Consider the following 17,804-nt stretch of genomic DNA (forward strand, 5'->3'; position numbering starts at 1 on the left):
GAACCTAGCGCCGCTTCAACCCGCCCAGCAGACCGCGCATCAGCTCGCGGGTCAGGGTCGACCCAGCGGTGCGCAGGACCGACTTGGTCAGCGCCTCGACCGGCGTTTCGCGGGTCGACCGGCGCGCAGGCTTTGCGGCTTCGCGCGCCGCCCGCGCTTCGGCCTGAGCTTGAGCCTTCGCCCGCGCTTCGGCAGCCTTCTGATCAGCCTTGGCCTGAGCGGCGGCGGCCTTGTCGGTCTCGGCCTGCGCCTTGGCCTGGATTTGGGCCTGAACTTCAGCCTGATCGGCGGCGCTGTGGCGATTGGCCAGGATTTCGGCGGCGGATTCGCGGTTCAGCACCTGCTCGTAAAGGCCCCGCACCGGGCTGGCGGCCATGACGGCGGCGCGCTCAGTATCGGTCGCGGGACCCAGGCGCGAGGCCGGCGGGCGGATCTTGGTGCGGGCCACGATGGTCGGCGCGCCCTTTTCGTCCAGCACGGACACCAGGGCCTCGCCCACGCCCAGACCCTGAATGGCCTCGGCCGTGTCGAAGGCGGCGTTGGCGCGGAAGCTCTGTGAGGCCGCCTTCAGCCCCTTCTGCTCGGACGGCGTATAGGCGCGAAGCGCATGCTGAATGCGGTTGCCCAGCTGGGCCAGCACGCTGTCGGGAATATCGGCCGGGTTTTGTGTCACGAAATAGACCCCGACGCCCTTGGATCGGATCAGGCGCACGACCTGTTCGACCTTTTCCAGCAGGGCGCGCGGGGCGTCGTTGAACAGCAGGTGCGCCTCGTCGAAGAAGAAGACCAGGCGCGGCTTTTCCGGATCGCCCACCTCTGGGAGCTGTTCGAACAGCTCCGACAGCAGCCACAGCAGGAAGGCCGCATACAGGCGCGGACTGTTCATCAGCCGGGTCGAATCCAGCACATTGACCTGGCCCCGGCCGTCCAGGCCGACGCGGATCATGTCTTCCAGCTTCAGCGCCGGCTCGCCGAAGAAGGCGTCGCCGCCCTGTTGCTCGACCTGCAACAAGGATCGCTGGATGGCGGCGATGGAGGCGGGGGCGACGTTGCCGACCTCTCGCCCGATCCGCTCGGCGTTCTCGCCCACATAGACCAGCAGGCTCCTCAGATCGTCCAGATCCAGCAGCAGCAGACCCTCCTTGTCCGCGACGTGAAAGACGACGGTCAGCACGCCTTCCTGCACGTCGTTCAGGTTCAGCATCCGCGCCATCAACACGGGGCCGATTTCCGACACGGTAGTCCGGATCGGATGTCCCTTCTGGCCATACAGGTCCCAGAAGACGGTGGGGGCGGCACGCGGCGTCAGGGTCAGGCCCATCTCCGTCGCGCGGGCGACCAGCTTCTCGTTGGGCGCACCGACCTGGGAGATGCCCGACAGGTCGCCCTTCACATCAGCGCAGAAGACCGGCACCCCGGCGTCGGAAAAACCCTGGGCCATGATCTGCAGAGTGACCGTCTTGCCTGTCCCGGTGGCGCCGGCGACGACGCCGTGGCGGTTGGCGCGGTTGAACAGCAGGTTTTCCGGCTGGGCGGCGTCGGACTGGCCGAGGAACAGGCCGGGCAGGGCGTCGGGCATTAGGGTCTCCGATGGCGTCTCCGGCAAAGGTCTAGCGCGTTCCCTGCGCGCTCGGAACAGCGATTGACGGCGACGGCGGGCGGTTCGACAACACGATCATGAAAAACCCCATCGCCACGCCGTCTTCGGTCGCCGCTCGCAATGCCCTCGGCGTCATCGCCACGGTCGCGGCCGGGGCGGCGATCTACTGGCTGCGGGACATCCTGACGCCGCTGGCGATGGCCATCTTTCTCCTGATCATGATCGACGGGGTGAAGCGGTCGGTCGAGGCGCGCACGCCATTGAACAGCCGCATGGCTGGAATCGCGGCCCTGACGCTGGTGGTGCTGGCCTTCTTCGCCTCCATCGCCATCATCGTGAACGGGGCGGCGGGCTTCTTCGGCGAGGCGTCCGGCGTATCCCAGAACATCGGCCCGCGCATCGATCAGATCATCCGCGACGCCTATGGGCTGGTGCGTCTGGCCAATCCGCCGACGGCGCAGGATCTGATCAACGGCGTCGATGTGCGCGGCTGGCTGACCTCCATGGCGTTCCAGGTGCAGGGCATCGCTTCGGGCGCCTTCTTCGTCCTGATCTATCTGGGCTTTCTGCTGGCCTCGCAGGTCGGGTTCCGGCGCAAGATCGTCGCCATGTTCCCGTCAGAAGCCCAGCGCGACGAGGCGGTCGCGGTTTTCCAGCGCGTGCGCGGCGGGGTCGAGGGCTATATCTGGGTGCAGTCGGTAACCGGCGCGATGATCTGCGTCGTCGCCTGGATCCTGATGCGGGCGGTCGGGCTACAGAACGCCGAGTTCTGGACCTTCGTGATCTTCATCGTCGGCTTCATCCCCGTGCTGGGCGGGGCGGTGGCCGGTCTGGCCCCGCCGCTGTTCGCCCTGGTCCAGTTCGAAAGCTATTGGCCCGCCGCCATCCTGCTGGTCGGTTTGCAGGTGATCCTGTTCGTCGTCGGCAACTTCATCCAGCCGCGCATGCAGGGCGACAATCAGAACATCGACCCGGTCGTGGTGCTGCTGGCCCTGGCCTTCTGGGGCAAGCTGTGGGGCGTGGTCGGCATGTTCCTGTCGACGCCGCTGGCGGTCATGGCCATGGCGATCCTGGCCGAGTTCAAGGGCTCGCGCTGGATGGCGATCCTGCTGTCGGGCGACGGCGAGCCCTATGCGAACGAGGGCAAGACGACCGACAAGCCGAAATCGACCCGCCGCAAGCCCAAACCGGAACCCGCAGCGGAGGCCTGATCAGGGCTGCCAGCCGCTGATCTGGTCCGCGTCACTGTCGCCGGCCAGGGCGCCGCGCGTCTTCTTCACCTCGGCCCAGGCGGCGCGCAGCAAGGCGGGCACGCCTTCGCCCGACACGCCGGACACCAGCATGGGACGGCGACCGGCGACGGCCTCCAGTTCGGCGGCCTTCTCCTCGCGCGCCTCCGGCGTCAGGGCGTCGATCTTGTTCAGGGCCAGGATTTCGGCCTTGTCCGCCAGACCCTCGCCATAGGCTTCCAACTCGCCCCGAATGATGCGGTAGGCCTCGACGACATCGTCCTGGGTGCCGTCGATCAGGTGGATCAGGCTGGCCGAGCGTTCGACATGGCCCAGGAACCGCGTGCCGAGGCCCGCGCCCTCGCTGGCGCCCTCGATCAGGCCGGGAATGTCGGCGATGACGAACCGCTCTGACGGCGACAGGTCCACCATCCCCAGGTTCGGCGCCAGGGTCGTGAACGGATAGTCGGCGATCTTGGGCTTGGCGGCGCTGGCGGCCGACAGGAAGGTCGATTTGCCCGCGTTTGGAAGACCCGCCAGACCGATGTCGGCGATCAGCTTCAGCCGCAGCCAGATCCAGCGTTCCTGCCCTTCCTGACCAGGGTTGGCGTAGGTCGGCGCCTGATTGGTCGGCCCCTTGAAGCGCACATTGCCCCAGCCGCCGTTGCCGCCCTTCAGCAGCAGCTCCACCTTGCCCGGCGTGTCCATGTCCAGCAGGACCGTTTCCTTGTCCTCGTCCAGCACCTGGGTGCCGACGGGCACCTTCAGATGCACGTCCTCGCCCTTGCCGCCGTGCATCTGGCGCCCCTGGCCGTGGTGGCCGGTCTGGGCCTTGAAATGCTGCTGATAGCGATAGTCGATCAGGGTGTTCAGACCCTCGACCGCCTCGATCCAGACATCCCCGCCCTTGCCGCCGTCGCCGCCGTCCGGGCCGCCGTTCGGGATGAATTTCTCGCGTCGAAACGAAACGGAGCCCGCGCCGCCGTTGCCGGAGCGGATATAGATCTTGGCCTGGTCGAGGAACTTCATCGCGGGCTTATGCCGCAGAAGCGCGGCGAATTACAGGCCCGGCGACCCGGCGCTATTTCAGCGCCAGCGTCACCGTTTTGACGTCCACATATTCGTCGATGCCGTGGATCGAGCCTTCGCGGCCATAGCCCGACTGCTTGACCCCGCCGAACGGCGCGACGGCGGTGGAGATCAGTCCGGTGTTGACCCCGCACATGCCGGCCTCGATCCGCCGGCTGAACCGCATGGCGCGGTCTAGGTCGCGGGTGAACAGATAGGAAGCCAAGCCATAGTCGCTGGCGTTGGCCTTCTCCAGCGCCTCCTCCTCGGTGTCGAAGGCGAAGACGGGGATCATGGGACCGAACGTCTCTTCCTCGCGGAACAGGGCGTCGTCGCCGCCCAGGGTCACGGTCGGCTGGAAGAAGCGGCCGCCCAGATCGTGGCGCGACCCGCCGGTCAGGACCCGACCGCCGTCGGCCTTGATCGCCGCCACATGCTTTTCGACCTTGTCGATGGCCTTGTCCTCGATCAGAGGCCCGACTTTCACGCCGTCGTCGTAGGCGGGACCGACCACGATCTTGGCCACCTCGGCGGCCAGTTTCTCGGCATAGGTCTCGGCGACCGACCGCTCGACATAGACGCGGTTCGGACAGACGCAGGTCTGGCCCGAGTTCCTGAACTTGCCCTTGATGGTTTCGGCGACCGCCAAATCCAAATCGGCGTCGGCGAAGACGATCAGTGGCGCCGCGCCGCCCAGCTCCATCGACACCCGCTTCAGCGTTCCGGCGCATTGCTCGGCCAGCTTGCGGCCCACGCCGGTCGAACCGGTGAAGGACAGTTTGCGAATGTCCGGGCTATCGGTCAGCGCCTTGCCGATAGTGGCGGCATCCCCGGTGACGATCGACAGGGCGCCTTTCGGCAGGCCGGCTTCATAGGCCAGTTCGGCCAGGGCGATGGCGGTGAAGGGCGTCTGGCTGGCCGGCTTGACCACGGCGGTGCAGCCTGCCGCGAACGCCGGCCCCAGCTTTCGCGTCAGCATGGCGGCGGGGAAGTTCCAGGGCGTGATCAGGGCGCATGGCCCGACCGCCTCGCGATAGGTCAGGATCAGATGTCCCAGCGGACTGTCCTGAGTCTCGCCGATCAACCGTTCGGCCTGGCCGGCGAACCATTTCAGGAAACCGTTGGCGTAGGTGACCTCGCCCTTGGCCTCTTCGAACGGCTTGCCGTTTTCCAGCGCCATGAGGGCGCCCAGGCCTTCCAGATTGTCGTCGATCAGCGCCGCCCATTTGCGCAGGAAGGCCGCACGCGCGTGCGGATCGGATCGCGACCAGGTCTTGAACGTCTCGCTCGCCGCCGCGATGGCCTGTTCGGTCTCGGCGGCGCCCAGATCGGGGACGTGGCCGATCACATCGCCTGTCGCCGGATCATCGACGGCGATGCCACCGCCGTTGGCCGGAATGGCCTTGCCGGCGATCAGGGCGTGCTGGCGCAAGAGTTTGAGGCCGGCGTCGCGGGCGGTGTGGTTCACGGGATGGCTCCTATCGCGGTCCTGAAACGAACAAGGCCCCGACGATGCGGGGCCTTGCCGGTCGAATGCTGCAGCCTGGGCTGCGGCCGTCGATTAGTTCTTGGCGTCTTGGGCGGCGCCGGTCACGGCCTGGCCGGCGGCCTGGGTGTCGCGGCCCACGCCTTCAACGGTGTTGCAGGCGGCGGTGGTCAGGGCGGCGGCGGCGGCGACCAGAACGAAAATCTTGCGCATAGGGGAAGCTCCAGGGTTGGCCGGGGTGAAACTCCGCCGGACTCGCCTCATCAACGCGACGCCAGCGCTGCGGTTCCGGGCGTCTTGTCCGCCGGATCGACGGGCGCGAGCGCTTCTGGGGTGGCGAAGATCATGCGGGCGATGGTGCCGCCGCCGGGCGGGGTGGCGAACTCGGTCTCGCCGCGCAACTGCTTGGCGAAGGCGCTCATCAGGGTGCGGCCCACCCCGACCTCAGCGCCGGCCTGGGCGCCCGGGCCATTGTCCTCGACTTCCAGAACCGATTTCTCGCCCTGGACGCGGAAGCGCACCTTCAGCTCCCCGCCGCTGCCGGCGAAGGCATGCTTCTGGGCGTTTGTCACCGCCTCGACCAGCCACAGCGCCAGGGGCGCTAGCTTGTCGGGATCGACGTGCAGGGAATCGGCGTCCACCGAACTGATGACCACCGGTCCGCGCCCGGCTTCGCTGGCGACCAGTTGCCCCACGAGTTCGTTGAGGAACTCGCGCGCATCGGCGTGGCGAATGTCGTTGCTCTGATACAGGGTGCGGTAGATCAGGGCCAAGGCCGAGATGCGTTGGCGCGTATCGCCCAGCGCCGCCTTGGCCGGCGCATCGGTCAGGGCGCGCTGCTGCATCGACAGCAGGGACGAGATGATCTGAAGGTTGTTCTTCACCCGGTGATGGATTTCGCGCATCAGCGCGTCTTTTTCCGTCAGGGCGTCGGTCAGTTCGCGGTCACGCACGGTGATGGCCTCGGCCATCTCGTCCAGGGTGCGCGCCATGGTGCGGATTTCGGATGGGGCGTTCATCGCCTGCAGCGGGCGCACCGAGAACCGGCCCTTGGCGTAGATCGCCGCGACCCGCTCCAGATAATCCAGCCAGCGGATGAAGATACGCTCGGACAGCAGCATCACCGCCGCGAACGCCGTCAACCAAGCGCCCAGCGGCAACAGCAGCGTGCCGATCGGATTGAGCCGTGCCCACGACAGCCACCCCGGCGCCGGGGCCGACAGCAGGGCGTAAAGATCGCCGCCGGCCAAGGCCGCGCCCGCATAGTCGCGGCGCTGGTTCTGCGCATCCTTGGCCTCGAACACCGCAGACCCCTGATCGCGCGCCCGATCGACCCAGCCCGCGATGTCGTCGCCGGCCGAGAGTTTGAACACGTCGGGATCACTGGCCGTCAGAATACGACCCGCGCCGTCGGTCAGGGCGGCTTGAGCGCCCGACGGCAGCGCGGCGTCCGTGACATCGGGTTGCAGGGCGGAGAAGGGGATCACGGCGACCATGGCGCCGTCGAACCGGCCCATCGGCCGTTCGGCCCGGGTGGCCACGACCAGCGCGCCTTCATAGCCGGCGCCATCGGGGGCGCGCATGACCACCAGTTCTTCGCCATTGCGCAGCCGCTGGAACCAAGTCGACTGGGCGGCGGGCGCCACGCCGGATCTCACGCCGTCCACTCGGCCCGAGGCGCAGACCGCCTCGCCCGTCGGGCTGATGCGGTAGAGGCCCTCGTAGCCTTCCAGACGTCCGACCAGCGCCGTCAGACGCGGTGCGCAAAAGGGGCCGACCGCATCGGGGCTGAGCGCGCGCAACAGCACCTGGGCGCTATCCAGTTTGGCCTTGGCGCTGGAGGCGCTGCGTTCGGCCGCCAGTTGAAGGTCCACCTGCCGGTCGTCGGCCTGTCTTTGGAAGTCCGCCTGGGTCTGGATCAGGCTGAGCACGAAGATCGGCAGCAGGGCCATGGCCATGGCCGCGCCCAGCCGAAACCGGATGCCCTGAAAGCGATCCGAGCTCCACGTGCGACCGAGCCGCGGCCTTGGGGCGTCCCTGGTCGTCTCATTCACCGCAGATCAGCTCCGGGCGCCGGCCAGCCTGTCGGCCTCGCCGAGAATCGAGCGCATGGCGTCGCCTGCCGCCTTGCCGTCGCGGCCGTAGCCGCCCCGTTCCAGGGTGGCTTGCAACGCCCGACGCGCGCGGCTGACGCGGCTCTTCACCGTGCCGACGGCGCAGCCGCAGATTTCGGCCGCTTCTTCATAGGCGAAGCCGCCAGCGCCAACCAAGATCAAGGCCTCGCGCTGTTCTTCGGGCAGGGTCTTCAAAGCTTGACGCAGTTCGTCCAGAGCAACGGGCGCCTCGGGATCGTCCACGGCGACCAGGGTCCGCTCGGCGGCTTCCTGATCCAGCTGCGACTGACGCCACGAGCGGCGTTTTTCGGAATAGAACTGGTTGCGCAGGATCATGAAGGTCCAGGCCTTCATGTTCGTGCCCATCTGATAGCTGGCGCGCGCGTCCCAGGCCTTCATCATGGCGTCCTGCGCCAGATCGTCGGCCGCGGTCGGATCGCCGGTCAAGGTCCGGGCGAAGGCGCGCAGATGCGGGATCAGCAAGACCAGTTCGCGCTTGAAGCCCTCGTCGTCGGCCGACGCGGGTTTGGGGGCGGCCCCAAGGCGTGACGTGCTCATGCGGCGCTGTCCGAAGACTTGGCGTCGGCGCGTTTCAGGATATCGAGAAACTCATCGGGCACGGGTTCGTTGACGACCTCGTCGAACATGTGTCGCAGCTTAACGCCAATGGCCTGCTGGCGAAGGCGAGCTTCTTCAAGCCCTGCCTCCCCCTTCTGGTCGCCTTTGGGACGAGAGGAGTCCGGAGAATCGATCATAGACAGAGCCAAGCCCACCCAACTGTCATCGCGAAGAGATGTCGGTCTCAAACGTCATCAGACCGGCGGGGTTCCTGCATGAACGGCTTTTAATGCTAAAGCTTGTTCGCAGCGGCGGAACCGTGATGCGAATGTGACGTTTAAGCTGGCTATAACGCCCTGCCTTGCCGGTCGGGCTGTGATTTGTCGGGGACTATCTGAATGAGCCTTCTGGCCAGACTCGCGCCGCATCTTCCTTATGTGCGCCGCTACGCACGCGCCCTGACCGGCGATCAATCCACGGGCGACAACTATGTCCGTGTCGCTCTGGAGGCCCTGGCGGCCGGCGAACAGCAACTGTCGGCTGACATGACGCCGCGGGTCGCCCTTTATCATGTCTTCCACGCCATCTGGTCCTCGACCGGCGCGCAACTGGAAACCGGCACACTGGAAACCACGGGCAGCGACGCCTCGCAGCGTCTGCTGCGCATCGCGCCGCGTTCGCGCCAAGCCTTCCTGCTGACCGCCCTTGAAGGCTTCACCCCTTCGGAAGCCGCGCAGATCCTGTCCGCCGATCCGCGCGACGTGGAGCGTCTGATCGCCGACGCCCAGGCCGACATCGACGCCGAACTGGCCACCGATGTTCTGGTCATCGAGGACGAGGCCATCATTTCGGCCGATATCCAGAGCCTGGTCACGGAACTGGGTCACCGCGTCACCGGCACCGCCACGACGCACGACGAGGCGATCGACGCCGTCGCCCGCCACAAGCCGGGTCTGGTTCTGGCCGACATCCAGTTGGCCGACGGCTCGTCGGGCATCGATGCGGTCAAGGATATCTTGAAGACTATGGATGTGCCGGTGATCTTCATCACCGCCTTCCCGGAACGCCTGCTGACCGGCGAGCGTCCTGAGCCGACCTTCCTGATCACCAAGCCCTTCCAGCCGGAAACGGTGAAGGCGGCGATCAGCCAGGCGCTGTTCTTCCACCCGTCACGCCAAAAGGAAGCCGCTTAAAACACGGTCTCTTTCAGGCACCAAGATCGGCCTCGGTCCCTCGGGATCGAGGCCTTTTCTTTGTTTTGCGCCAGCATCGATGGACGAAAGTACGAAAACGCAAAAAAAGCGATCAAGGTCGGGAACCGGCTTCAGGCGCCGTCGTTATCGGTTTGTGGAGGCGGCGACGCCCCCCGACTTGATCTGCGAAAGCTGATCATGCCGCCTCCGCGCCTCATTCTCGATGATGCCACTTCAAAGCGATCCGAAAGGGTCGCTTTTTTCTTGGCGCACACCTCGACCGAGGCCGCCGTCGCGGCCAAGATGGTGGTCAAAGAAAACGCACGGAGAGACGCCAATGGCTTCGACAAGCGGCAAGACGAACCGTCAATGGGTGCTGCGCCAGCGCCCAAAGGGCCTGATCCAGCCCGGCGATCTGGAACTGGTCGAAACGGCCATCCCTGATCTGAAGGAGAACGAGGTGCTGGTCCGCACGGTCTATCTGTCGCTGGACCCGACCAATCGCACCTGGATGAACGATTCCGAGGGCTATCTGCCGCCGGTCGGCTTGGGCGAGGTCATGCGCGGCCTGACGCTGGGCGTGGTCGAAGCCTCGCGATCCAGCCGCTTCAAGGCCGGCGATGTCGTCATGCCGACCTCGGGCGGTTGGGCCGACTATGCGGTCGTGCCGGAAGGCGGTCTTCGCCCGGTCCACCGTGCGCCGGGCCTGCCGCTGACGGCCAATATGTCCGTGCTCGGCATGACCGGTCTGACCGCCTATTTCGGCGTCACCGATGTGTTGAAGGCCAAGGAAGGCGAGACCATCGTCATCTCGGCCGCCGCCGGCGCGGTCGGCTCGATCGCGGGGCAGATCGCTAAACAGCGCGGGTGTCGCGTCATCGGCATCGCGGGCGGCCCGCAGAAGTGTGCCTGGCTGACCGACGAACTCGGTTTCGACGCGGCCATCGATTACAAGAACGAGGATGTCGGCGAGGCGCTGGACCGTCTGGCCCCCGACGGCGTCGATCTGAACTTCGAAAATGTCGGCGGCGACATCATGATCGCGGTTTTCAACCGTCTGAAGGTCCACGGCCGGATGGCGGTCTGCGGCCTGGTGTCCTCCTACAATGCGACCAAGGCGCCGCCGTCGCCGAACTTCGCCCGCATCATCACCCATCGCCTGCACGTCCAGGGCTTCCTTGTTCTGGACTACGCCCCGCGCGCCCGCGAGATGGTGGCGGAAATGGGCCCGTGGCTGGCGGACGGCCGGGTGAAGTGGAAGGTTCACGTCGACGACGGGCTGGAAGGCGCGGTGGGATCGTTGAATCGCTTGTTCACCGGCGATCACGACGGCAAGCTGCTGGTTCGCGTTTCCGAAGAACCCGCCTGAACCCAAGGTCTGCGCATGAGCGATCCGCTGCACATCCATTTCGAAGACCTGGAGGTGGGACAGGTCGTGCCGCTGGGCGCCTGTGCGGTCGATCAGGGGGCGCTGGACGTTTTCATTGAGCGGTTCTCGCCGGGCTGGGACGTGGCCTACGGCGCGCCGGACGCTATGGTCTATGTGCTGTGGAGCCGACTAGCGGCCGACAAGTCCGGCGGCTGGGCCCAGACCAAGGTCCTGGCCGTCGATGGGCTCCGTTACATGCGTAATCCCCCGGCGGGCGAACTGCTGCGGGGTCGCATGACGGTGATGGGCAAGGATCCGGTCGGCGACGACAAGGGCATCGTCATCGCCTCGCATGACCTTCTGGACGAGGCCGGGCGTCTGGTCTTTTCCTGCCTGACCCGGGCGCTGTTCTCGCGCCGCTGAAACGACAAACGCCCCGCCGGCGAACCGGCGGGGCGTTGATCGATCTTGGAAAGACCAGGTCTTAGTTTACCGAGGTCGGGGCCTGGGCCTGACGCATCACGGCCATGGCGATCAGGCGATCCCAACCGACCAGCGACACCAGGTGGGCGTAGATCTGGCCCAGAGCGCCGTTGTCGCGCAGCTCGACCAGCTTCTCGGCGGGCAGGGCGCGCAGCTTGTCTTCCGACACCGCATAGTATTCGGCCAGCTTCTGCGGCTGACCCGGCGTGCCGTCGGGATTGCGCGGCGTGAAGTGGGCTTCGCGGATGTCCAGCAGGTCCAAATCCTTGACCAGGGCGACGAAGCCTTCTGTGCGCTGGCGCTCCTGTTCGAAGTTGTTGCAGAACTCCATCGCCATGTTCGTGTAGTCGCTGGGCTGGCCGTCGACGAACAGCGGGTTCTGGCCGCCTTCGGCGACGATCGACGCGCCGCGGTCGATGCACAGGATCAGGCGCTGGTTCTGCTTGTCGTCGGCGAAGACGAACGGATAGCGGCGCACATAGGCCGGCACATAGGCGTCGGCGCGGAACTCGCCGTCCGGCGCGACGAACAGGTTTTCGTTGGAGCTCAGGCCCATCACGGCGACCGGCTGGCGGTTATCGCCGGTGAAGATGATCGGATAGGACAGGGCGGCGGCCGAGAATTCGGTGACCGTCAGCGGCACGATATTGGTCTGGGCCACGAAGGCGTAGGGCTTGTCGCTCGGGTTCACGCCCAGGCCGCCGTGGACGCTCTGATCCAGCGGTTCGGGGTTGGAGTAGAAGAGGACGTTGCCTTCAAGCGGCGAATTGTTCGTGTCGGTCATGAAGCGAGGACGCTCTGGTTAAAGATCGGAGGCGCGCCTTCTAGCCCAACGCCGCGCAACCGGCAAACCCGCGACGCGTCGGTTGCAGTGGGGGTCGCCAGCCATTAGCTGTGGCGTATGGGTTCCGCCTGCGATCATGACCATGACCACTCCGGCCTGAACGGCGGGGCGCTGGACCGCGCCCTTGCGGCGGCCGAGGCGCGCGCGGTTCAGCAGGGCGAGCGGATGACCGCCCAGCGTCGTCGCGTCCTGGCCCTGCTGCTGGAAAGCGGCGAGCCGGTGAAAGCCTACGATCTGATCGCCCGCTTCGGCGAGGACGGCCAAGCCGCCAAGCCGCCGACCGTCTATCGCGCGCTGGAGTTCCTGGAACGGCTGGGCATGGTGCACCGCATCGCTTCCATCAGCGCCTATGTCGCCTGCACCGACGATGGCGAGGCCGCCCACGCGGCCGCCTTTCTGATCTGCGACTGCTGCGGCGCGACGCGCGAGGTCAGCGGCCCGGATCAGAGCGCCATGAACGCCGCCGCCTCGGCCGCCGGCTACGCCATCGCCCGCACGACGATCGAGGCGCACGGTCGCTGCGCCGCCTGTCGCGACGTCGCATGACCATGGATGGGGCGTTGATGTCCCCACCGCGTCGCCTGTCCGTGCCGATCGACAATCGCTGGGGCGCCGGCGAAATGGCCGTGCTGGATTTCGGCGATCCCAACCGGCCGGTCGATCTGATCTTCTCTCACGCCAACGGCTTCAACGCCGCCACCTATCGCAGCCTGTTGTCGCCGCTGTCGGCGTCCCTGCGCATCTGGGCGCCGGATTTGCGCGGCCATGGTCGGTCTGCGCTGCCGACCTTCGCGCGCCCCAAGACCAGTTGGCTGGACCATCGTGACGACCTGCTGGCGCTGCTGGAGGCCATCGACGGCCCGCCCGTGGTCATGGCCGGCCATTCGATGGGCGGCACGGCCTCGCTTCTGGCGGCCGCCGTCCGGCCGGATCGGGTGTCCAGCCTGGTGCTGTTCGATCCGGTGATCTGGAAACGCTCGGCGGTCTTCGCCTTCAACCTGCCCTTCGCCCACAAGCTGATGAAGGCGATCCCCATCGCCAAGGCCACCCTGCGTCGTCGCAGCCAGTTCGACAGCCGCGAACAGGCCATGGCCGCCTATCGCGGGCGCGGCGCCTTCAAAGGTTGGCCCGACATGGTGCTGGCCGACTATCTCTCCGAAGGCCTGAACGAAGGCGACGGCGGGTTCAGCCTGAGCGCGGCGCCGGCCTGGGAGGCGGCCAACTACGCAGCCCAGGCGCACGATCCGTGGCGGGCCATGAAACGCTATCCCGGACCGGTTCGCATCCTCAAAGCCGAACACGGCGCCCTGACCCATGTGCCGGTCCAGCCCAGAGGGCTGCCCAATGTCTCGGTCGAGGTCGTGTCCGGCGGCGGGCACCTGTTCCCCATGACCCATGCCGACGTGGCGCGCGACGCCCTGTTCGACGCCGCCGTCTGAGAACGAATTCTGTAGGCGGAGCATGGGCGCGCGCTATAAGGGCGCCGCTGAGCATAACGCCCGCCGCCCGAGACGCCGCTTGTCCTTCTTCCACGCCGGTCCCGCGCCCAAAGGCGCCGGCCCCCGCTCCGGGGCGCTCCGCGACGGTTTGATCCTCGCTCCAAGCATGAAGGTCGGCCTGTTCGGCGGCTCCTTCAATCCCGCCCACGACGGTCACGCCCATGTCGCCGAGACCGCCATGCGGCGTCTGGATCTCGACCGGGTCGTCTGGCTGGTCTCGCCGCAGAACCCGTTGAAAGACGCCCGTCAAAGCGCGCCGCTGGAAGACCGCATGGCCTCGGCGCGCCAGCACGCGCGTGGTCCGTCGATGATCGTCTCGGACTTCGAGAGCCGGGCCGGCGTCGCCTGGACCGTGGACACCCTGCGCCTGCTGGTCGCGCGGCATCCCGGCGTGCATTTCGTCTGGCTGATGGGGTCGGACAATCTGGCCAGCTTCCACCGCTGGAGGGGCTGGACCGACATCATGCGGCTGATGCCGGTGGCGGTCATCGCCCGGCCGGGTTCGCTGCTGGACAGCCGCACGGCGCCGGCCGCCGCCCGCTTCGCCGGTTTTCGCATTCCGGCCCAGCAGGCGGGGCTTCTGCCGACGCTTCAGGCGCCCGCCTGGACCTATCTGACGGCGCCGCTCAACCCCCTGTCGTCCACGGCGATCAGGACCGGCGCAGGCGTGCGCGCGACCTCGTGATCGCCGGATGATTCGGGCGGCGGTTCACGTTGCGGCCCATCCGTGCTAGAGGGCTTCTTTAGTCAACGCTCCCGGAGCCCTCCGCTGACCCCCTCGCCCGCGTATGATACGCAAGACGCCGCCGTCTCGAATACGGCGCACGAGATGGACCCTATCGAACCTCTCCATTCCGAAGACGGCTTTGAATCCGACGCCTCCCCGCGCGGCTTCGACGATTCCGCTCCCCGCCCCGTCGGCTCCACGCCGCTGGAAGAAGCCCTGCTGAGCCGCCTCGACGAGGACAAGGCCCAGGACATGGTCCTGATCGACCTGAAGGGCAAAAGCGCCATGGCCGACACCATGATCGTGGCGTCCGGTCGTTCGCACCGTCACGTCGGCGCCATCGCCGACCACCTGCTGCGCACGCTCAAGGAACAGGGGCTGGGCAAGGCTAAGGTCGAGGGCCTGCCGCACTGCGACTGGGTTCTGATCGACGCCGGCGATGTGATCGTGCACCTGTTCCGCCCGGAAGTGCGCACCTTCTACAACATCGAAAAGATCTGGGCGGTCGATTCCGCCCACCGCATGGTCCGCGACTGACACCATGAAGCTGAGCATCGTCGCCATCGGCCGACCGGGCCGGGGGCCTGAAGCGACGCTCGCCGACGACTACGCCAAGCGCGCCACCCTGTCGGGACGCGCGCTTGGCCTCGGTCCCCTCGAACTGATCGATCTGGAAGCCCGCAGACCCGGCAAGGCGCCGGAGGCTGAGCTGATCCTCGCGGCCGCAGAAGGATCGCACCTGATCGCCTGCGACGAGCGCGGCAAGACCTATTCCTCGCGCGCCTTCGCCGACCACATCGCCAAATTGCGGGACCAGGGCGAGCGTCGTCTGGTCTTCGCCATCGGCGGGGCGGACGGGCTGGACGCCAGCGTGCGCGACGCTGCGTCCTCGACCCTGGCCTTCGGTCCACAGACCTGGCCCCACGCCCTGGCGCGCGCCATGCTGGCCGAACAGCTGTATCGGGCCGTGACCATCCTGGCCGGATCGCCCTATCATCGCGACTGACATGCGTCGCGCCATACCCTTATCGCTGGCCCTGCTGACGGGTTTCGTCTGCGCCGCCCCGGCGATGAGCCGACAAGCGCCCGAGAGCGAACTGTCGCGCATCCAGGCCGAATACCGCGACGAGACGGTGCGCGCCCGTCGTCTGCGCGCCGACGCCGACGCCGCCAAGACCGAACTGGCTCAGTTGGAGCGCCGTCTGGCCTCGCTGCGGGCCGACGAACAGACCGGCGACCGTCAGATCGACGATCAGCGCGCCCGGCTCCAGCAACTGACCGAACGCGAGGCCGAACTGGTCACGGACCTGGCGCGTGAGCGCGGCGCCCAGGGGCGTCTGCTCAGCGCGCTGCAGATGATGAGCCGCCGCCCGCCGCCGCCCTTGCTGGTGCCCGTCGACAAGGCCATCGACACTGTGCGCGCCTCCATCCTGCTGAAGGCCATGACGCCGGATCTGGAAAGCCGCGCCAAGGTGCTGGCCGCCCGTCAGGCCGAGATCATGCGCATCCGCCGCCTCGCCGTCCTGTCCTCGGAGCGACTGCTGACGACCGAGAGCGAGCAAGGCGACCGGCGCGGCGAGATCGAGGGGCTGACGGCGCGCAAGACCGCCCTGACCGCCGTCCTGAACGCTGAGGCCCGCGCCGCCGAACGCGCCGCCGCCTTGCTGGAGCGCCGCATTCGCGAACTGGGCGGCGCGGTCCCGACCACCCAGGCCGAAGAGACGCCGACCGCTCGCCTTCCGGCCGGACGCGGCCGCCTCAGTTCGCCCGTCGCCGGCGCGCCCAGCCAGACCTGGGGCGCTGGAACCTCTGGCTGGCGCTGGCGGGCGGACCGCGCGGCCGTCACCGCGCCCGCCGACGCCAAGGTCGCATACGCCGGACCGCTGACGGGGTGGGGCAATGTCGTGGTGCTGGACCTCGGGCCCGGCTGGCGCGCCGTCATCGCCGGCTTGGAAAGCGTCGATGTCGGCCCGGACGCCCGGGTCTCGGACGGCCAGACCCTGGGGCGCAGCGGCCCGGACGGCGATGTCTATTTCGAACTGCGTCGCGACGAACGGCCGATCGATCCGGGACCGTGGTTGCGTTGAACCCGCAATAGTCCTTTGCATTCTCGTCTGACGCTGATTTTATCGGCGGGACGCCGCGTCGCCACGATTTGGTCGTGACGACGGGGCCTTAACCTTCCCACGGGCGCCCACAGTGATCGGCCCGACCGAAAGAGACCGAATGCGTAAACTGCTCCTCGTCGGCTGCGCCGCTCTGGTGCTCGGCGGATCCGCCGCTGCTGTCAGCAGCCAGACCCCACGAAACGAAACCTTCCGCATGCTGGAGCTGTTCGGCGACGTGGTGGGCATCGTCGAGCAGGCCTACGTCGTCCCGGTCGACAACAAGAAGCTGATCGAGGCCGCGCTGGCCGGCATGATGACGGCGCTGGACCCGCACTCCAACTATCTGCCGCCCTCCAACTACGACGACCTGCGCGAACGCACCGAGGGCCAGTATTCGGGCGTCGGCCTGACCATCAGCGCCGACGGCGGCATGGTGAAGGTCATCTCGCCGATGGACGACAGCCCCGCCGCCAAGGCCGGGGTCCAGGCGGGCGACGTGATCTCTTCGATCGAGGGCCAGAACGCGGCCGGCCTGACGGTCAGCCAGGTGTCCGAGAAGCTGCGCGGCGCCGTGGGCACCAGCGTCAAGGTGACCTTCCTGCGCGACGGCTCCGACCCGCTGGAAGTGACCCTGACCCGCGAGGTCATCAAGGTTCAGTCGGTCACAGGCCGGGTCGAGGGCGACTTCGGTTATCTGCGCGTCTCGACCTTCAACGAGAACACCGGCCGCGAGCTGAACGAAGCCATCGCCAAGATCAAGGCCGAAAAGCCGGGCGTGAAGGGCTATGTCCTGGACCTGCGCAACAACGGCGGCGGTCTGCTGAACGCCGCCATCGACGTGTCCGACGCCTTCCTGGAACGCGGCGAGATCGTCAGCCAGCGGGGCCGCAAGCCCGAGCAGATCCAGCGCTATTCCGCCAAGCCCGGCGACATCACCGGCGGCCTTCCGCTGGTCGTGCTGGTCAACTACGGCTCGGCCTCGGCGTCGGAAATCGTCGCCGGCGCCCTGAAGGATCATCAGCGCGCGACCATCGTGGGCCTGACCAGCTTCGGCAAGGGTTCGGTCCAGACGGTGATCCCGCTGCGTCAGGGCCAGGACGGCGCCTTGTCGATCACGACTGCGCGCTACTACACCCCCTCGGGCGCCTCGATCCAGAAGATCGGCATTGAGCCGGACCTGGAAGTTGCGCGTTCGGAGGCCGAGGCCCGTATCGTCTCGCGCTCCAGCTTCATCTATTCCGAAGCCGCCTACGCCACGGCCCTGGACGCCTCCATCGGCGCCGAGCGCAAGGGTCCGCACACCCCGCGCGAAGCCCCGGGCGACAAGTTCGACAAGGAAAAGGACTATCAGCTTCAGCGCGCGTTGGACGTTCTGCGCGCCGGCGGCGACCTGTCGAAACTGCCGGCCGCGCCCGAAGGCATCGTCGTCACCGAGCCGGGCTCGACGCCCAAGCCCGACGCCAACCCGGCGGCGGACGAACCGAAAGAAGAATAGATTGGGAAAGGGCGGCGCGAGCCGCCCTTTT

The 17,804-nt window shown here is 67.3% G+C and carries 19 protein-coding genes; 11 read left to right on the forward strand and 8 right to left on the reverse strand.

Translation table 11 applies throughout. The features are described from left to right. Positions 1-4: 4 nt before the first annotated feature. Positions 5-1,579, reverse strand: a complete 1,575-nt coding sequence (locus tag ASF81_RS12020; RefSeq protein ID WP_055808870.1) for a helicase HerA-like domain-containing protein — start codon at positions 1,577-1,579, stop codon at positions 5-7. Positions 1,580-1,677: 98 nt separating this feature from the next. Here ASF81_RS12020 and ASF81_RS12025 point away from each other — a divergent pair, with 98 nt between their 5' ends. Then, positions 1,678-2,811, forward strand: a complete 1,134-nt coding sequence (locus tag ASF81_RS12025) for an AI-2E family transporter (protein ID WP_055808872.1) — start codon at positions 1,678-1,680, stop codon at positions 2,809-2,811. Here ASF81_RS12025 and obgE read toward each other — a convergent pair whose 3' ends face one another. From obgE to ASF81_RS12055, 6 genes are all read right to left on the reverse strand, one after another. Then, complete coding sequence (obgE, locus tag ASF81_RS12030) at positions 2,812-3,858, reverse strand: GTPase ObgE (protein WP_055808874.1); 1,047 nt, start codon at positions 3,856-3,858, stop codon at positions 2,812-2,814. A 52-nt stretch (positions 3,859-3,910) separates the two neighbouring features. Further along, positions 3,911-5,365, reverse strand: coding sequence for an NAD-dependent succinate-semialdehyde dehydrogenase (locus tag ASF81_RS12035; protein WP_055808877.1), 1,455 nt, complete (start codon positions 5,363-5,365; stop codon positions 3,911-3,913). A gap of 93 nt (positions 5,366-5,458) precedes the next feature. Next, entirely contained in the window at positions 5,459-5,596 is a 138-nt protein-coding gene (locus tag ASF81_RS12040) for an entericidin A/B family lipoprotein (protein WP_017505506.1), read from the reverse strand. Between the two features lie 50 nt (positions 5,597-5,646). Then, complete coding sequence (locus ASF81_RS12045; RefSeq protein ID WP_055808879.1) at positions 5,647-7,341, reverse strand: sensor histidine kinase; 1,695 nt, start codon at positions 7,339-7,341, stop codon at positions 5,647-5,649. 102 nt (positions 7,342-7,443) lie between these two features. Further along, positions 7,444-8,055, reverse strand: coding sequence for a sigma-70 family RNA polymerase sigma factor (locus ASF81_RS12050; RefSeq protein WP_055754558.1), 612 nt, complete (start codon positions 8,053-8,055; stop codon positions 7,444-7,446). Further along, positions 8,052-8,252, reverse strand: a complete 201-nt coding sequence (locus ASF81_RS12055) for a NepR family anti-sigma factor (protein WP_045809524.1) — start codon at positions 8,250-8,252, stop codon at positions 8,052-8,054. The genes ASF81_RS12050 and ASF81_RS12055 overlap by 4 nt, the downstream gene beginning before the upstream one ends. 201 nt (positions 8,253-8,453) lie before the next feature. On the opposite strand from ASF81_RS12055, the gene ASF81_RS12060 reads away from it, so the two are divergent. The 3 genes from ASF81_RS12060 (at position 8,454) to ASF81_RS12070 (ending at position 11,040) form a co-directional block, all read left to right on the forward strand. Beyond that, the gene (locus ASF81_RS12060; protein WP_026108480.1) at positions 8,454-9,248 is read left to right on the forward strand and encodes a response regulator; all 795 of its coding nucleotides are present in this window, start codon (positions 8,454-8,456) and stop codon (positions 9,246-9,248) included. 337 nt (positions 9,249-9,585) lie between these two features. Further along, the gene (locus tag ASF81_RS12065; RefSeq protein WP_055808881.1) at positions 9,586-10,617 is read left to right on the forward strand and encodes an NADP-dependent oxidoreductase; all 1,032 of its coding nucleotides are present in this window, start codon (positions 9,586-9,588) and stop codon (positions 10,615-10,617) included. A gap of 15 nt (positions 10,618-10,632) precedes the next feature. Continuing rightward, positions 10,633-11,040: a hypothetical protein gene (locus tag ASF81_RS12070; protein ID WP_055808883.1), complete on the forward strand. Its 408-nt coding sequence runs from the start codon at positions 10,633-10,635 to the stop codon at positions 11,038-11,040. Positions 11,041-11,101: 61 nt separating this feature from the next. On the opposite strand, the gene ASF81_RS12075 is transcribed toward ASF81_RS12070, so the two are convergent. After that, the gene (locus ASF81_RS12075; protein ID WP_055808885.1) at positions 11,102-11,884 is read right to left on the reverse strand and encodes a SapC family protein; all 783 of its coding nucleotides are present in this window, start codon (positions 11,882-11,884) and stop codon (positions 11,102-11,104) included. A gap of 117 nt (positions 11,885-12,001) precedes the next feature. Between ASF81_RS12075 and ASF81_RS12080 the strand changes: the two genes are divergently transcribed. From ASF81_RS12080 to ASF81_RS12110, 7 genes are all read left to right on the forward strand, one after another. Beyond that, a complete protein-coding gene (locus tag ASF81_RS12080) occupies positions 12,002-12,490 on the forward strand; it encodes a Fur family transcriptional regulator (protein ID WP_017505514.1) in 489 nt (162 codons plus the stop codon). Positions 12,491-12,492: 2 nt separating this feature from the next. Continuing rightward, positions 12,493-13,383: an alpha/beta fold hydrolase gene (locus ASF81_RS12085; protein WP_055808888.1), complete on the forward strand. Its 891-nt coding sequence runs from the start codon at positions 12,493-12,495 to the stop codon at positions 13,381-13,383. A 79-nt stretch (positions 13,384-13,462) separates the two neighbouring features. Further along, entirely contained in the window at positions 13,463-14,128 is a 666-nt protein-coding gene (locus ASF81_RS12090; RefSeq protein WP_055809018.1) for a nicotinate-nucleotide adenylyltransferase, read from the forward strand. Between the two features lie 144 nt (positions 14,129-14,272). Then, positions 14,273-14,707, forward strand: a complete 435-nt coding sequence (gene rsfS, locus ASF81_RS12095) for a ribosome silencing factor (protein WP_082064315.1) — start codon at positions 14,273-14,275, stop codon at positions 14,705-14,707. A 4-nt stretch (positions 14,708-14,711) separates the two neighbouring features. Then, the gene (gene rlmH / locus ASF81_RS12100) at positions 14,712-15,176 is read left to right on the forward strand and encodes a 23S rRNA (pseudouridine(1915)-N(3))-methyltransferase RlmH (protein WP_055808890.1); all 465 of its coding nucleotides are present in this window, start codon (positions 14,712-14,714) and stop codon (positions 15,174-15,176) included. 1 nt (position 15,177) lies between these two features. Beyond that, positions 15,178-16,257 (forward strand): murein hydrolase activator EnvC, encoded by a 1,080-nt coding sequence (locus ASF81_RS12105; RefSeq protein WP_055808892.1) that lies wholly within the window; start codon positions 15,178-15,180, stop codon positions 16,255-16,257. 139 nt (positions 16,258-16,396) lie between these two features. Continuing rightward, positions 16,397-17,773, forward strand: a complete 1,377-nt coding sequence (locus ASF81_RS12110) for a S41 family peptidase (protein WP_055808894.1) — start codon at positions 16,397-16,399, stop codon at positions 17,771-17,773. The last annotated feature ends 31 nt before the right edge of the window (positions 17,774-17,804 follow it).

The sequence above is a fragment of the Brevundimonas sp. Leaf168 genome, from assembly GCF_001423685.1.
Taxonomy (GTDB): Bacteria; Pseudomonadota; Alphaproteobacteria; order Caulobacterales; family Caulobacteraceae; genus Brevundimonas; species Brevundimonas vesicularis_C.

Coding starts and splice junctions, on each gene's coding strand:
- ASF81_RS12020 (WP_055808870.1), bottom strand. CDS start 1,579: ATGCCCGACGCCCTGCCCGGCCTGTTCCTCGGCCAGTCCGACGCCGCC.
- ASF81_RS12025 (WP_055808872.1), top strand. CDS start 1,678: ATGAAAAACCCCATCGCCACGCCGTCTTCGGTCGCCGCTCGCAATGCC.
- obgE (WP_055808874.1), bottom strand. CDS start 3,858: ATGAAGTTCCTCGACCAGGCCAAGATCTATATCCGCTCCGGCAACGGC.
- ASF81_RS12040 (WP_017505506.1), bottom strand. CDS start 5,596: ATGCGCAAGATTTTCGTTCTGGTCGCCGCCGCCGCCGCCCTGACCACC.
- ASF81_RS12045 (WP_055808879.1), bottom strand. CDS start 7,341: ATGGCCATGGCCCTGCTGCCGATCTTCGTGCTCAGCCTGATCCAGACC.
- ASF81_RS12050 (WP_055754558.1), bottom strand. CDS start 8,055: ATGAGCACGTCACGCCTTGGGGCCGCCCCCAAACCCGCGTCGGCCGAC.
- ASF81_RS12055 (WP_045809524.1), bottom strand. CDS start 8,252: ATGATCGATTCTCCGGACTCCTCTCGTCCCAAAGGCGACCAGAAGGGG.
- ASF81_RS12060 (WP_026108480.1), top strand. CDS start 8,454: ATGAGCCTTCTGGCCAGACTCGCGCCGCATCTTCCTTATGTGCGCCGC.
- ASF81_RS12065 (WP_055808881.1), top strand. CDS start 9,586: ATGGCTTCGACAAGCGGCAAGACGAACCGTCAATGGGTGCTGCGCCAG.
- ASF81_RS12070 (WP_055808883.1), top strand. CDS start 10,633: ATGAGCGATCCGCTGCACATCCATTTCGAAGACCTGGAGGTGGGACAG.
- ASF81_RS12075 (WP_055808885.1), bottom strand. CDS start 11,884: ATGACCGACACGAACAATTCGCCGCTTGAAGGCAACGTCCTCTTCTAC.
- ASF81_RS12080 (WP_017505514.1), top strand. CDS start 12,002: ATGGGTTCCGCCTGCGATCATGACCATGACCACTCCGGCCTGAACGGC.
- ASF81_RS12085 (WP_055808888.1), top strand. CDS start 12,493: ATGGATGGGGCGTTGATGTCCCCACCGCGTCGCCTGTCCGTGCCGATC.
- rsfS (WP_082064315.1), top strand. CDS start 14,273: ATGGACCCTATCGAACCTCTCCATTCCGAAGACGGCTTTGAATCCGAC.
- rlmH (WP_055808890.1), top strand. CDS start 14,712: ATGAAGCTGAGCATCGTCGCCATCGGCCGACCGGGCCGGGGGCCTGAA.
- ASF81_RS12105 (WP_055808892.1), top strand. CDS start 15,178: ATGCGTCGCGCCATACCCTTATCGCTGGCCCTGCTGACGGGTTTCGTC.
- ASF81_RS12110 (WP_055808894.1), top strand. CDS start 16,397: ATGCGTAAACTGCTCCTCGTCGGCTGCGCCGCTCTGGTGCTCGGCGGA.